At 64.4% G+C, this 15,178-nt stretch carries 11 protein-coding genes; 6 read left to right on the top strand and 5 right to left on the bottom strand.

Going from position 1 to position 15,178, the window contains the following annotated elements:
- Positions 1-11 precede the first annotated feature (11 nt).
- Positions 12-905, bottom strand: coding sequence for a sulfotransferase (locus BLT60_RS21680; RefSeq protein ID WP_090880197.1), 894 nt, complete (start codon positions 903-905; stop codon positions 12-14).
- A gap of 246 nt (positions 906-1,151) precedes the next feature.
- Here BLT60_RS21680 and BLT60_RS21675 point away from each other — a divergent pair, with 246 nt between their 5' ends.
- Complete coding sequence (locus BLT60_RS21675) at positions 1,152-4,907, top strand: glycosyltransferase (RefSeq protein ID WP_090880194.1); 3,756 nt, start codon at positions 1,152-1,154, stop codon at positions 4,905-4,907.
- A gap of 20 nt (positions 4,908-4,927) precedes the next feature.
- Here the strand turns inward: BLT60_RS21675 and BLT60_RS21670 are convergent, their stop codons facing one another.
- From BLT60_RS21670 to BLT60_RS21665, 3 genes are all read right to left on the bottom strand, one after another.
- On the bottom strand, positions 4,928-6,817 hold the full coding sequence (locus BLT60_RS21670) for a glycosyltransferase (protein WP_139167925.1): 1,890 nt from the start codon (positions 6,815-6,817) through the stop codon (positions 4,928-4,930).
- A 31-nt stretch (positions 6,818-6,848) separates the two neighbouring features.
- On the bottom strand, positions 6,849-7,562 hold the full coding sequence (locus BLT60_RS24180; protein ID WP_139167924.1) for a sulfotransferase family 2 domain-containing protein: 714 nt from the start codon (positions 7,560-7,562) through the stop codon (positions 6,849-6,851).
- 105 nt (positions 7,563-7,667) lie between these two features.
- Entirely contained in the window at positions 7,668-8,384 is a 717-nt protein-coding gene (locus tag BLT60_RS21665; RefSeq protein WP_090880188.1) for a hypothetical protein, read from the bottom strand.
- 229 nt (positions 8,385-8,613) lie between these two features.
- Here BLT60_RS21665 and BLT60_RS21660 point away from each other — a divergent pair, with 229 nt between their 5' ends.
- The 5 genes from BLT60_RS21660 to kdgD all read left to right on the top strand — a co-directional run bounded on the left by BLT60_RS21660 (position 8,614) and on the right by kdgD (position 13,583).
- Positions 8,614-9,633 (top strand): hypothetical protein, encoded by a 1,020-nt coding sequence (locus BLT60_RS21660; RefSeq protein WP_090880185.1) that lies wholly within the window; start codon positions 8,614-8,616, stop codon positions 9,631-9,633.
- Between the two features lie 163 nt (positions 9,634-9,796).
- Complete coding sequence (locus tag BLT60_RS21655; RefSeq protein ID WP_090880183.1) at positions 9,797-10,528, top strand: sulfotransferase family 2 domain-containing protein; 732 nt, start codon at positions 9,797-9,799, stop codon at positions 10,526-10,528.
- 22 nt (positions 10,529-10,550) lie between these two features.
- A complete protein-coding gene (locus BLT60_RS21650; protein ID WP_139167923.1) occupies positions 10,551-11,405 on the top strand; it encodes a hypothetical protein in 855 nt (284 codons plus the stop codon).
- 25 nt (positions 11,406-11,430) lie between these two features.
- A complete protein-coding gene (locus BLT60_RS21645) occupies positions 11,431-12,465 on the top strand; it encodes a hypothetical protein (protein WP_090880177.1) in 1,035 nt (344 codons plus the stop codon).
- A 194-nt stretch (positions 12,466-12,659) separates the two neighbouring features.
- Positions 12,660-13,583 carry a 5-dehydro-4-deoxyglucarate dehydratase gene (kdgD, locus tag BLT60_RS21640; protein ID WP_090880174.1) on the top strand — a complete coding sequence of 308 codons (924 nt, stop codon included), beginning with the start codon at positions 12,660-12,662 and terminating at the stop codon, positions 13,581-13,583.
- Positions 13,584-13,635: 52 nt separating this feature from the next.
- Here kdgD and BLT60_RS21635 read toward each other — a convergent pair whose 3' ends face one another.
- A complete protein-coding gene (locus tag BLT60_RS21635; RefSeq protein WP_280138947.1) occupies positions 13,636-15,144 on the bottom strand; it encodes a malonate--CoA ligase in 1,509 nt (502 codons plus the stop codon).
- Positions 15,145-15,178 lie beyond the last annotated feature (34 nt).

Raw genomic sequence — 15,178 nt, 5'->3', positions numbered from 1 at the left:
GATTCTATCGGTCAGAGACCGTATTTTCGCACCCATTCGAGGGCAGGCCCGCCGAATTCCGCGGCGCATCCCCTGATCTCGTCGGCGAAGAGCGGCACCAGGTAGTCGCGAACCTGGTCGGTCATCTCGACCTTGGCCTGCTCCTTCTTGCGATTGAAGTCGGTCGACAGCCCGCCGCTCTCCTGTCCCGGGTCGGCGCCGAGAAAGTTCAGGATTCGGCCGCGGAGCGAAATCGCATCGGCCTTGAGATCGTCGAAGAAGAAGAGGCCGAAGGCGTCGTCGTCCGGCGACCTGCGCCAGCGGGCGACAACCTCGCGGATGCTCGAATGCTGGACGCCGTTGCCCTTGCGGGCGAAGCGCTCGACCTGCTCGAGGGCGGCGGGGTCCTTTCGCTCGTTCCGGCGCACCAGCATGCAGTATTGCGACCAGAAGCGGGCGATGGGGTCGCGAGCGAGATAAACGATGCGCGCGTCCGGAAACCTCTGGCGGATCGCCTGCGCCCGATCGTCGGGGACGATCGCATAGGGCGGGCAGATGTCCCCGGACAGGCGATCGCCTCGGGGATTGAACAGACGCGCGTAGCGGTCGAAGTCGATCGGCCGCTCGTTCAGCCAGATTCGCGCGGCGAGCCAGTCGACGTCTACGGCTTCGAGGCGGCGTTCGTGGGCGCGGTCGCGCCGGCGATTGGCGTCGTCGATGCTTGTCCTGGCGCGCTGGTAAAGGGGGACGGCTTTCTTGAGAAACCGGTCGCTCAGGTCGAAATAGTGCAATTCCTTGATCGGCGGCATCCAGAACTGGGGATGGTGATCGAGCTGGTCGAAAAGCCAGCGGGTGCCGCCCTTCTGCGCACCGATGCAGATGAAGTCGGGACCACGGGCAGGGCCCTCGGCCAGCATCCGCGGCATTTCGGGGATTTCGGGTGGCCGTGACGCTCCCGCATTCGATGTTCGGTCTGCCCGGCCCAATTGTGTTACCTCTCGCGGTGTCGACGTCCCAAGCGTCGGTACATCCCCGCCGGCCGGCAGGGAGTCAAGCTTCGAATAGCAAGCCTTGTGGCGGTCGGCTTGTCCGTCCTAAAACGTTCGCGACCCTGAGCCGCCAGGCTGGGGCGGGACGCATGTTTCCCGGTGACCAGAGCACGGCTGGATTGAATGACGCTGACCGACAACGCAAAGACCGGGGCCACCCAGGCAGCACGCGACGAGGAGTCGGTCTTCAAGACGTTCATCGGCCATATCCGGCGGCGGCAGAAGTATGCTCCGGCGGATGCCGATATTCGCGATATTGTCGACCAGTGGCGGGCGAAGTCGGTGTCGATCGGATTTCCCGAAACCTATCTCAAGGTCACGTTCGGCACGAGCCTGCTCAAGATGTTCCGGTCCGCGACCGCCATCGACGAAGCGGGCTGGGAAGACGCCGAGAATTTCGTTGTCGGTGGCTCGGTCCTGCCGCCCGGCTATCATTCGCATCCCGGCTGCGTGCGCGTCTTCCAGTCGCTGGAGGGCTCCAGTTCCGTCCTGTTGATGGACACCGGCTACCTCGCCTCCGTTGCGTCGTGGACCGCATCGTTCCGGGGGCAGGATCCCCGGCACGCCTGCCTCGGCTATGTTTATGACGACATCGCCCATTACTTCATGAGCGACTATCCCGGGCGGATTGCGCGCAAGCTCAATTCGGCGGCCGCGCTCTCGCATGCCGAGGAGAAGCGCGCCAGGGCGGCGATCGACAGGATTCTCGCCGAGCGTGTTTCCAAGTACAACAACCAGCCGTTCAACCTGCCAGCCTTCTCCCCCGGCTACAGCCGTCGCGTGCTGGTCGTCGACCAGTCCTTCGCCGATGCCTCGACGATCTATGGCGGCGCCGACGAGGACACGTTCCAGAACATGCTTCTTTCGGCCATCCGCGAGAACCCGGATGCCGAGATCATCGTCAAGACGCATCCGGATTCGCTGGAGCAGCGGGGCAAGCGGGAAGGCTTCTATTCAGGGATGGTCGACAGCGGCCGGGTCCGTTTTCTGCGACGCCCGGTCAATCCCTTCGTTGTCTTCGATGTCGTCGACAAGGTCTATGTGGCAAGCAGCCAGATGGGCTTCGAGGCCGCGATGGCGGGCAAGCACGTCATCTGCTTCGGGGTGCCGATCTATGCCGGCTGGGGGTTCACGGAGGACCGGAAACCGGTTCCGCACCGCCACCGGCAACGGTCGATCGTCGAGTTTTTCCATTATTTCTACATCTGGTACACCCGGTACTTCACGCCGGACTCGGCCGATGAAGCGACCGTAGAACAGGTTCTGGACTATATCGTGCGCCACCGTTCACATCAGCCGACCGCCGCCCTCGGCGTCGACACGCCCGAGGTTTCGGTCGTCATCCCGGTCCATGGCGTCGAAAAGTACATCGAGGAGTGCATCGCTTCGGTGCAGGCGCAGACGTTGCGCAACATCGAGATCATTCCGGTCAACGATTGCACCCCGGACGACTCGCAGGACATCGTCGATCAACTGGTGATCGACGATCCGCGCATCCGACCGATTATCCTCCGCCAGAATGTCGGGCAGGGCTTCGCGCGCAACAAGGCGCTCGACGCGGCCCGCGGCGAGTACGTCTTCTTTCTCGACGGCGACGACTACCTCCGCGATCCCGAATTGCTGGCCCGGCTCGTGGCGATGGCGCGCAAGGACAAGGCCGACATGGTGCGGGCCGGCAAGTCCTTCGAACTGGTCGAAAAGGAAGCGGACGGTCCGGTCCGCGAACGGCAGGACAGGACAGAGTCCCATTTCGGCGGGGAACTCCATGGAGTCGGTTTCGCCGAGCATCCGGAAATCCTCCACAATCGCCACTTCTGGAACTTCCTTTACCGGCGCGATTTCCTCGAGGACAACGAGGTTCGTTTCACGACGACGCAATGGGAAGAGCGGCCGTTCCTGCTCAAGGCGCTCCTCAACGCGTCGTCGATATCGACGTCGGCCGAGCGAGGGCTCGTCTACCGGGTCCGCGGCGGGTCGACGGCGCGGCGCGCCAAGTCGATCGGCGACGTCGAGAACCACACGCGCAACTTTGCCGAAGTCGTCAAGCTGTTCAGCGAGAAAGGCGCCGGCGAACCGGGGCATGCGCTGAACTACCATTTCCGGTTCACGCTCTCCCAGTACATCCAGTACGTGTTCTTCGGCTTCCCCTATGCGACGGTCATGCAGGCCGACAAGCCGACGCGGGAGAAATTCCTGGCGCGATGGTCGGAGATTATCGTGTCGAGCGGCCTGACGAGCGCCGACCTGCTGAAGACGCCGGAGGCGGTCGACAACGCGCGGTTTGACGAAGGCGTCTATGGCCTGATCGTCGAGGCGGCTCGCCGCAATCGTCCGGACCTGCTGGCGGCTGCGGCGGCGCTTCGGCCCATCCCGGCCGAGACTGTCTACGGCCTTTTTGACAGCGACGCGGATCCACTGCTGGTCGCCGCCCTCAACCGCTATGCCCAGTACCGCCCCGCGCTTCCGCAAACACCGGCAGCCGGCAAGGAACAGCGCAATCCCTCGCTGCGGGTGATCATTCATGCCGGTGCATCGAAGACCGGCAGCAGTTTCGTCCAGCATTTCCTTGACCAGAACCGGCCGGCCCTGATCCGTCGGGGTGTGTGGACGCCAGAATTCGGCGTTTATCGCCAGCCGGGCCGCCCCCACAAGATCGGCGGCCACAGCCAGTTCTTCAAATCGGCGCGGCGGGACGATCCCGAGATGCGGATCGCGCTGGAGAACGGCCTGGCGCTGCTTGGGCCGCAGATCCACACGATCGTCATCAGCAGTGAGGGCAGCTTCCTGTCCGGCGGCACCGAGGTGCTGGTCGACTATCTGCGCGACTTCAATCCGGAACTGCTCATCTATTTCCGGCGGCAGGACGACTGGGCGAATTCGCAATACGCCGAATTTGCTGGCGGCGGCGCGCTCGGTCGCATCTCGTCGAGGCCCGAAGACTGGCTGGCGACGCGGTGGACACAGGACCGGCTCGACTATGAGCAGTTCCTGCGCCGCTGGCTCGAAAAGCTTCCGAAGGAAAAGGTCCATGTCCGCCCGGTCGAGCGGAGCGGGATCCGGCAGGGCGTCATCCTCGACGACTTCATCAAGGAACTCGGCATCGACAAGTCGGGGCTGATCGAGCCGACGCCGGAGATGCGGAACGAACTGAAGCTGTCCAAGGCCGAGGTCGAGACGCTGCGGTCGTTCAACGACCTGCCATTTCCGGATGACGCCGCCTACCTGACCTTTGTCCAGAGGGCGCACGAGATCTTTCGCGAGGGCGGGGAGCCAAGCGCCGCGGCGATGAATGCCTCCATCCTGTCGGCCGCGGAACGACGCCGGATCCTGGAGCGTGTCCGCGAGGGGAACGCCTGGATCGCGCGGGAATTCCTCGGCAGGGAGGGCCTGTTCGCCGAACTGGACGTCGATCCGGTCGATGCAGACTCGGCGCCGGAATTGCGGGCCGAAACCGTTGGCGCGATCGTGGCTGCCTACAACGAAATCGCCCGACCGGGCCTGCCGTCGATCGACGGCGATGCCCTGGAGGCCAGCGCCGTGTCCGCCGCGTCGGCGGAGAAGGAAGCCCCGGTGCTGGCAGGACAGCGCGGGTCCGGCGGCAGCCGGTCGGCCGCCTTCGTCGAGATCGAGGGGCGGCGGATCGAGAAGAGCCTCGACGCAATCCGCAAACTGCCGAATTCCCAGATCGTTGCGGTCGGCCTTTTGCTCGCCGAGGGCCAGGTCGATCCGCGCAAGCTCGATGTCGTGAAGAAGGAAGTTGCCAGCAAGCGCCTGAGCAAGCGCCGGGTTCTTGCCTACGTGCTGCGGCGGCACGGACGCGGGGTCCTCAGGGCCAACCTGTCGGTCAGGGACCGGCTGATGCTTCTCCTGCGCGGCTGAGACTGGGGCCGACGCGTCGCCTAGTTTTCGGCGGCGGGACTCATTCCGGCGAAGTAGCGGGTCGGCCCGACTTCCAGCGCTGACTGGATCGCAACGCGCGACTCGATGGCGCCCGAAATGGCCTTGATCGAGAAGGATTGCGGCCGCGCGGCGGCTGTTTGCTGAATCAGCGACTCCCAGCGATCGAGGACGAGATTCGGGGCGAACATCGTGTCGTAGCGGGCCTTGGCGGCGATACCCATCGATGACCGCAGCGCCGGATCCTGCATCAGACGCCCGATACCCTCGGCAAGGCTCTCGACCTGGTCTTCGCGCGCGACATGGAGCCCGGTGACGCCGTTATCGATCAGGATGGGGATGCCGCTGCAGTCGCTGAATCCGATGCTCGGAAGACCATGCGCCATCGCTTCCAGCGGCGCCAGCGGCAGGCCTTCCGCGTAGGAGGGCAGGACCACCAGTTGCGCGGTCTCGTAGAAGGGGTACGCATTCTCCTTGCGGCCCTCGAAGATCACGCGCGAGCCGACCCCGAGCATGTCGGCCTGCGCCCGCAGCGGGTCAAGCTGCGCGCCGTAGCCGACGATCCGCAATTGCCAATCCGGATCGGCGGCGGCGACCCTGGCGAACGCTGCGACGAGGGTTCCGACATTCTTGCGGGGAACCAGCCGGGCGACGCAGAGAATGGTCTTGATCTGCCCCTCCTCGCCAACCGGGTCGGCCTGGCGCCGGGCCGGGGTGACGGTGTTCGGAATGACCGTTGCCCGCAGCCGAAGATGCGGCGGAAGCTCGTCGCGGAAATCGTCGGTCAGCAGGTGGATGCGGTCGGCACCGGCAAAGATGCGCTCGCGCTCGGCGTTGAGCAGGACCCCGGTCTCATCGGCGAAATTCGGATCGGTGTGCTCCGACAGCAGAACCGGGCAGTTGAGCTTGTAGGAGCAGTAGACATAGCGGAAGCAGGCGCGGTTCATATGCAGGCCGACGATGACATCCGGCGCCTGGAGGGCGAGTTCCATCAGGAGCTGGCTGTCGGAGGCCTCCGAATCCGTTTCCGGATGCCAACTGACGGAGATTTCCGGACGGAGCGGCCATGTCGGCTCGCCGTGACCGTCGTCGAAGGTGTGGATGTTCACCGCATGACCGCGCTCCGCCATGCCGTTGGCGACCATCGCGCCGACGCTCTCGGTCCCGCCGCGACCCTTCGTGATCCACGGAACGAAGATGGCGATGGAGAGCGGCTTGCCTGAACCGTTCGATGGTTTGGCCGGGCGGTTCCAGGGCTGCAGGACCTCGGTGTCTTCCGGCTTCCGGTCCGGTCCGCGACCGAAGCGGACCGAATTCTCGCGGCTATAGCCAAAGGCCTTCAGGTCGACCGCATAAAAGTCCTCGATGAGCCGCAACGTCTCCTCCGACGCGGTGATCTGGGTCGGCGGGCTCTTGCGCTGGTGGACGTCGCCGGTCGGCGGCTCGAGATCGAGATGCAGGGCGACCCGGCTGAGGATGTTGCGGATTCCGTCCTCGAAGCGAAAGACCTCGATGCTCGGCAGCAGGAATTCCGACTGCGGCCGGATGTGATTGTCGTGGATGAACGGATCGGTGGCGTATTCCTTGAATATGTTGCTCACCCAGTCGTCGAAGGAATGCTCCGAGGCGTCGCGCATGATGTATTCGCTGGCGAGGCGGTCGAAGGGGTTCCTCACGACGCAGAAGGAATAGTCGTAGAATTGTTCCGGCAGGATCTTCTCGTAGATCGCGGCATGGATGTGCTGCGGAGTCATGTTCATGCCGCGGATCTTGCGGCCATGGAGGAGCGCTATCTGCCCGGACGCGGCAAGAAAGCGCTCGATGCTCGTTCCCCCGGCCTTCGGGATATGGACGAAGAGGACCAGTCGATCGAGGATTCTGCACAGGGGCATCGTGAACCGCGCTTTGAGTTCGAGCTGTTGATCAGGCCGGCGAATCGGCGGCGTCGGCGTGCGACCGGGCGGGATGGACGCTGTTTCTATCGTAGCCGAAATTGTCGAAATCGTAGGCGAACTTGCTTCGGACGATGTCGGCCGTACGCTTGTCGTAATATTCCGCGGTATCGCGATCCCGGTGGAGCCGGGTGGCGGTCTTCCACTGCGGCAGCGACTTGAGGTCGAGGGGAACGCCGAGCTTGCGGGACAGCGACTCGATGTCCTCGGAGAGGTGCTCGTAGCGAACAAGGAAGCAGTCGAACGGGCGCTTGCCGACCTTGTAGAATTTCTCGTCGGTATTGAGCGACGGCCGCATGCGCAGCCAGTCGCGGAAGAGGGATCGGGCGTCGGCGAAATCCTGCGAGACGCGATCCTTGGTGTCCTGCGGCATGACGTGCCAGTACCAGGATACGACCTTGTCGAAGGGGTCGCGGACCGGAACGATCTTGGTGAAGGAATCGAAGGTCCCGGGACCCACCGCCTTGCGGATCCCCTTCGCCGACATGTGGGCGCCATGGCCTCGGCTGCTCTCGCCGCCGGCTCGGGCACCGACGATGCCAGCGTCCGTGACGATTTCATCGGCGCTGTGGCTCACCTGAAAGCCATCGGGCACGCAGAACGGCTGGAGCAGCCCCTCCAGGCTGGAGCCGGCCGTCTTGCGCGTCTTGATGAGGATGAAGCGGTACCTGTTCGAAACCAGCATTTCGTTTCCCGTGTTGCTCTCCCGGTCATACGAAGGAGAGCCCGGCAATACAAACCTTCGACCAGGGGAATCGAGCCGGTCGCTCGGCTGCGCCGGAGTCTTGCCTCAGGGCTCGTAGCCGAGCAGGTCGAATGTCTTGCGGTGGCGCTCGTAGATGACCGCCTTCTGCGCCGGGGTGAGGATCTCGTGGGCGGGGCGGCGATCCATCCGGAAGGCACCTTTTGCCTTGGGAAGGCGCGGCGGCAACTCCAGGCCGAACTTCTCGGCGAGCCGGGCGAGATCGGCCTCCAGGGTCTCCTGCCTCAGGATTTCGTCCACGACCACATCGTCGCCGATGGAATAAAGCTTCAGGTCTTCCGGCCGCTTGGCCACCTTCTCGTCGATGAGCTTGGAGAAATCGTCTGGGCTGTCGTTGCGGCTGCCCCAGTAGACACCGGAGACGACCTTTTCATAGGGGTGGCGCTCCACCGTGAACTTGAACGCCTTGTCCCAGAAGTCCTTTGGCAGCTTGCTCCGGATCTTGCTTGCCGGGGAGTGATTGTGCAGCCCGCCCTGGCGTCCGGACCGGCGTTTCAGCTTGCGAACCCTGGCGGCATCCTGCTGGAGCACGGCGGCGGCGATTTCGGCTTCGAGCGCCGGGTCGTCGACATAGTTGCGGGCGGCCACCTTGCCTTCCTGGAGCCGGAGCAGTTCGTCTTCCATCGTGATCGGCGTCAGGATATCGCGGGGCCCGCAGGACGGCGTCAGCGCGATCTCGACGGTCGTTCCCCCTGTCTTGCGGGTCTTGATGAATATGAAGTTGTGCTCGAAGCTGGCGATCATCGACTTGCGACATTCTCTTGGTTCGCGGCGCGCTGAAGGCCGCCGTTGACGTGCGCTTCTTTCTAGACCATGCACCCCCGTCGGGGCTAGTTGGCATGGACGGCAGGGTCGAGGCTGCGGAAACTGCGGGCCACGGGCCGGAATCCGATCGGTTCGGGACCCGTTGGCGCCGCCCGGCCCCGGACCGACCCGGAGTTCGTGCCGCCTGTTGCCGTGAAAGAGGCGAAACTTGGAAGCCATTCTCCACATCGGGACGCCGAAGACCGGGACGACCTCGATCCAGAAGTTCCTCGCTGGAAACGAGGCGCTTCTGGCAGAGCACGGCGTCCTCTACCCGGTGACGGGACGGGAGGTGGGCAAGCAACGCCGACAGCGGGGGCTGGTCCTCTCGGTGCTGCCCGTCGACCGCGCCGGCGCCGGTTTCGACAAGGTCCTGAACCTGAAGACCACCGCCGACAGGGAGCGCTATCGGCAGAATTTCCTCGAGTCTTTCGAAGCTGAGATGAAGGTCGCCACGCCCGACCGCGTCGTCATTTCCGACGAGGCCCTGTACCTATTCCTGTCGACCGAAGCGCTTGTCGGCACGTTAAAGGCTTTTCTCTCCCGCCATTTCGATCGGGTCCGGATCGTCGCTTACGTGAGGGCCCCGACCAGTTTCGTCGAAAGCTCCTATTCGACGCACCTGAAGATGGGCGGCACCAGGGATCTCGCCGACTTTGCGGCCCATCAGCGTCAGGCGCTGTCCTACTGGACGAAGCTCAGCCTGTGGCGCGACGTGTTCGGTGCCGATGCAGTAACGGTGCGCGAGTTCAGCCGACCGCTGCTTCATCGCGAGGATGTGGTCCTCGATTTCCTCCACGCGATCCTCGGTATCGACATTGCGCCGTCTGACGCCAGTGGCGGAAAATCGGCCAACACGTCGATCGCGCCGCTGGGCCAGCACCTGCTCCTCGCGGTCAATCGACGGTATGCGGAGGCCGGTGAGGCTCGACCCGGCTTCTATCGGCGCTTTGTATCGCGCAAGTTCAAGGGCTCCGGGCAGCGGTTGACCGCCGACGAAGCCGCCCGACTGACTGCGTCGCTTCGCGATGAGATCGACAGGCTCTCGGCAGACTTCTTTGGTGGCCGGACGATCTTCGAAGCTCCGGTCGCCCCGGCTGTGCGATCCGAAACGCCTGCAGCCTCCGAACTTGTCGCCGCCGCGATCGAGATGTCCGCCGCTGCCTTGAAGGACGGCAAGAAGCGGTAGGGAAGCCGGCGCGGCCAGGCCGGACGGCCCCGGCAGTCCGGCTCCTGAGATGCGCCGGGGTCTGGCGAGCCCCGTCAGGTCGCGCCTTGTAACCGACTGACGAGTTTGGCAGATTGCCGTCGCGGCAGGCGCCGCGGTCGCTTGCTCCAAGGCATTGAATTTCATGAAGAAAAGCCACGAGAAGAATCTGAGGCTCCAGTCGGCGCGATCAAAGGCCGACTGCTTTCTTCATGTCCCGAAGACCGGTGGGTCCGGAATTGGCCAATTCTTCGGCAAGTTGAGCAAGGAAATCGGTCGTGAGCGAGTTCCGACGAAGTTCAACCATCCGTGGATGGCGGAAGAAATCGTCAAGCTCTTTCCCGAGATCAAGATCCACCTGGTCATCCGGGATCCGATCGAACGCATCGTCAGCGGCTTCCTCAGCCGGATGCGGATGGGGCGTCCCCGGCGGAACCACATCTGGAGCACCGAGGAGGCCGTTGCCTACGCTTTCTTCAGCGATCCACAGCAGCTCCTGGCCGCGCTGGTGTCCGACGACGAACGCCAGAAATCGGCGGCCCTGTTCGCCTTCAAGGGCATCCGGCACCTGAAGTGGAACTATGTCTATTACTTCCAGTCGCCTGACTATCTCGACCAGATCGACAAGAATGTCGGTATCGTGCGCGAGATCGATGACACGCTGTCCTTCGTTCGGGAAATCTGCGCGCTCTGCGGCGCCGATCCGGCCATCGCCGAGTCGATGTATGCGAAGGTTCACGTGTCCAAGGTCTCGTCGCGCAGCGTCACCGAGCAGATGGACCAAGCCGAACTGGCGCGGGTCCGGGAAGCGCTCGAGCCGGAATATGCGATCTATCGCCGCCTCCAGGCGATTGCCCAGCGCCAGACCGCATCCTGATGGATCGGCGGGGATCCGGCGCGTGACCGGCGCAACTACAGCCTTTGATACCGCGGCCGGCCGCTGGCCGTGGTCGCGCCTGGCGCGGCAGCGCTTCGTACTCCTAGCCGGCAGCGCACCCGATGTGGTGGCGCTGCGCGATCGCGATCTCGGTGGCCTGACGGCCGTCGCCGTCAACAACGCCTGGCGGATCAGGGATGACTTCGACTACGTCGTCTTCCCGCGCAATTTTCCCGACGAGAACCGTCCGCCGGAGGGTTATCGCGGCGCGCTGGTGCGGGAGATCAACTACCTCAAGCATGTGGCCAGCGCCGGGGGACTGTTGTTCTGCGGTTCGACGATGGCGTTCAATGCCGGCTACTGGGCGGTGCGTTATCTCAAGCCGGCGCTGATCGGCTTTTCCGCCTGTGACATGATCTACGACGACGACGACGAGACGCATTTCTACGGAAAGGGCGAGGCCGATCCGTTGCGCGACAATCTCACCCTGCGCAGCCTCGAAGCCAAGAGCGCCCGGCTGTTTGCCTATGCGCTTGCGGCCGGTTCGCTTGCCGTCAATTTCTCGACGCGGCCACGGTCGCGTCTGGTCTTTCCGAGGCTGCCGCTGGAAGCGACTCGCAATCGGTCCGCGATGCGGCGGGTGGCGGTCGAGGCGAGGCGAAGCGCCGAGGGGCGGGCAATCCTCGATGCGGCGCAACGAACCGCTCGCATGGAAGCCGCGCCGCCGTTCGATGTCGACCCGAACAACTACTGGGCCCTGGTTGGCGACGCGGCCGCGACAGAGTTTCTCGACAAGGTCGATCGTCAGTGGCTCGAACTCGTGCCGCATATCGAGACGCTGTCCGGCGCGATCGACCGGCGCGTTTCGGCGCTTTGACCGGGAAGGCGGGAGGTGGCGAAGAATGAAATGCGTTCTTCACATCGGATCCGAGAAGACCGGAACGACGTCGATCCAGCGCGCCCTGGCCGAGCATGGCGAGACGCTCGAAGCCCGGCAGATCGTCTATCCCCGGCTTCTCCACGGGTTGAAGCACGTCAAGATTTCCTGCTTCGCGATGGACAACGAGCGGATGGATATCCGCAAGCGTCGCCTCGGGCTGACCGACGACGCGACGATCGAGGCTTTCCGCCAGACCTTCCGCCGCGACCTCGCCAGGCAGATCAAGGCGGCGGGAAAGACCGCGCAGACGGTGGTCATCGTCAACGAGCACCTGTCGCGCCTCCAGACCATCGCCGAGGTCGAGCGGCTCAAGGCCTTCCTCGCCGAGTTCTTCGATGCCGTCGATATTCACTTCTATGTCCGGCGGCAGGACCTCTTGATGCGCAGCATGTATTCCACCGTCATCAAGGTTGGCGGCATTCGGGAGAACGTCTTTCCTCCCTACGAGGAGGGCGGCCGGGATTTCGTCGCCTTCGACTTCAACCGGATCTTCCGGTTGTGGACATCCGTCTTTGATGCCAAGTCCTTCCACCTCCACCGTTTCGAGAAGCCGCGCCTGATCGCGGGCGACGTCATCGTCGACTTCCTGGTGCAGGCGGGCCTCGCTGACGAGGACACGGCGCGCAGCTTCAAGGTCGAGCCTGAAAACCCGTCTCTCGATCCGATCGCGCTGGAAGTACTGCGGCGGTTCAACCTCGCCTGGAACCGCCACGGATACGACAAGGCCGGCATTCGCGGCGTCGGCGGGATCGCCGGCGAACTGTTTCCCGGTCGCGGCAAGCCGGTCACCCGCGCGGAGGCGGAAGCGTTCCTGTCGCATTTCGAAGCCGGCAACCGGGCCCTTGCCCAGGATTGCTTCGGCTCCGACGACCTGTTCGACACCGCCGACATGGCCGACATGCCGGAAACCATCGATTTGCCGCAACCGACCCTCGATGACACGGCCCGTATCATGGCCGCGATCTGGAACGTGAAGTTCGTCCGGTCCCAGACCTGAAGATCGGCGAGCGGGCGGCATGACGCTCGCGTCAGGATTTCCGCTCCCCTCGCCATTCAAAAGTTGTCGTACAAATTTTTTTTCCCTATCATCGCCAGCGGGAGCCGCCGTGAGGGGGCGTTCCCGTCGCCGGGTTTGTTCAAACGGCAGCCCGCGACGTCCGTCTCAGAACGAAAGCCCCAGGGACCCCGCCAATGACCACTTCGCTCTCCGACCTGGCATCAAGGATCGGCGGTGGGCTCCTGTCGTTTCCGGTCACCCACTTCGGGCCCGAGGGCGCGCTCGATATCGACGCCTACCAGGGCCATGTCGCCCGCCAGGCCAATGCCGGCGCCGTTGCGCTCTTCGCGGCCGGGGGCACCGGTGAATTCTTCTCGCTGACCCTTGAGGAATATGGCCAAGTCGTCCGCGCGGCGGTGGAAGCGGCCGAGGGGCGGGTTCCGGTGATCGCCGGTTGTGGCTACGGCACGGCGATGGCGGTCGAATTCGCCCGGTCGGCGGCGGATTCCGGCGCTGCGGCGATCCTGCTGCTGCCGCCCTACCTGATGAATGCCGAACAGGCTGGCCTTGTTCGTCACGTCCAGGCGGTGGCGAACGCGATCGATATCGGGGTGATCCTCTATGGCCGCGACAACGGCGTTTACACGGAAGCGAGCGTCGCGCGGCTCGCCGAAACCTGTCCGAACCTGATCGGCTACAAGGATGGCGTCGGCGACCTCGATGCACTGACCCGGATCGTGAAGGGCATCGGCGACCGGCTTGTGTATGTCGGCGGCGTGCCGACCGCCGAGATGCTGGCGCTGCCCTATTTCAGCATCGGCGTCTCGACTTATTCGTCGGCGATCTACAATTTCCTGCCGGACCTCGCCTGCCGCTTTTACGACGCGGCGCGCGACGGCGATGCGGCGATGGTCAATGCGATCCTCGGCGACTTCTTTTTTCCGTACATCGCGCTTCGCAATCGCGCCAGGGGGTACGCGGTATCTATCGTCAAGGCAGGGATGCGGATCGTCGGCCAGCCAGCAGGGCCGGTCCGGCCACCGCTCATCGACCTGACCAGCGAGGAAGAGGGCGAACTTGCCCGCCTTGTCGATGTCGGGCGGCGGCTCGGCGGCTGAGGTCTTTTGCGGAGTTCAGGTCTGGAGTCTGCTGCGACCTGTCGCGAATTTGCTATTCGCCTGCATAGAGGCCGGCGAGCCGGTCGCGGAGCAGGTTCTTCTGCACCTTGCCCATGGTGTTGCGCGGCAATTCGTCGACAAAGATGACACGCTTCGGCTGCTTGTAGCGGGCGAGGTTGGCGGCCAGTGGGGTGCAGATATCGGCCTCTGTGAGGTCTGCGCCTTCCTGCAGTACGACGACGGCCGTCACGGCTTCGCCAAAATCCGGATGGGGCAGGCCGATGACCGCGCTTTCGGCGACGCCGGTGAGTTCGTCGATCGCGGTCTCGACTTCCTTGGGATATACGTTGAAGCCGCCGCTGATAACGAGGTCCTTGCCGCGGCCGACAATCGACACATAGCCCTGCGCGTCGATCCGTCCGAGGTCGCCGGTGATGAAGAAACCGTCGTCGCGGAACTCCGCCAGCGTCTTTTCCGGCATCCGCCAGTAACCCGAGAAGACGTTCGCACCCCGGACCTCGATCATGCCGATCTCGCCATCGGCGAGCGGCGCCGCAGTCTCGGGATCGGTGACGCGGAGCGCGACGCCCGGCAGGGGCGGTCCGACGGTGCCGGCGATCCGCTCGCCGTCATAGGGGTTCGAGGTGTTCATGTTGGTCTCGGTCATGCCGTAGCGCTCGAGGATCGCGTGGCCCGTCCTGTCGCGCCACTCGGCATGGGTGTCGGCCAGCAGCGGCGCCGAGCCGGAAACGAAGAGCCGCATATGGGCGGTCGCCTCGCGGGTCAGGCCGGGCTGCTGCAGAAGGCGCACGTAGAAGGTCGGCACGCCCATCAGGCATGTGGCGCGCGGCATCGCGGCGAGGACGTCGCCGGCGTCGAAGCGCGACTGGAAGATCATCGACGCGCCGGCGAAGAGGATGGTGTTGGTGGCGACGAACAGCCCGTGGGTGTGGAAGACCGGCAGGGCATGGATCAGTACGTCGTTGCCGGTGAAGCGCCAGGCCTCGACCAGTGTCCGGGCATTGGAGGCGAGGTTCTCGTGCGAGAGCATCGCGCCCTTGGAGCGTCCAGTGGTGCCGGAGGTATAGAGGATGGCGGCGAGGTCGTCGGGGCCGCGACCGACATCCGCGTAGTCCGACGGCATGTGTCCGGCCCGCCTTATCAGCGATCCCTCGCCGTGGGCATCCAGCGTCTCGACCACGGCGGTCGGGGCCGTGGAGCGGATGTCGGTCGCCATCTCCGGTGTGCAGACGATAAGGCGTGGCTCGGCATCGCCAAAGAAATAGGTGAGTTCGGTCAGCGTGTAGCCGGTATTCAGCGGCAGGAAAATGGCGCCGGCCCGCACGCAGGCGAGATAGAGCAGGATCGCCTCGGGGCTCTTCTCGACCTGGACGGCGACGCGGTCGCCGGGCACGACACCGGCTTCGGTCAGGGCGTGGGCAAGCCGCGCGGAGCCTGCGAGCATGTCCGCGTAGCTGAGTGTGCCGCGCGCTTGGGTCTCCATGAACGGGCGGCCCGGCTCGGGCATCCGGGCGCGGAGTTGATCGAAGAGGTGGTTCACGGCATCTCTCTGGTAGGGATTCGCCTGCGAGGGG

It is taken from the genome of Bauldia litoralis (assembly GCF_900104485.1).
GTDB lineage: Bacteria > Pseudomonadota > Alphaproteobacteria > Rhizobiales > Kaistiaceae > Bauldia > Bauldia litoralis.
Note: the sequence above shows the minus strand (reverse complement) of the source record. Positions and strands in the feature narration are given on the sequence as shown.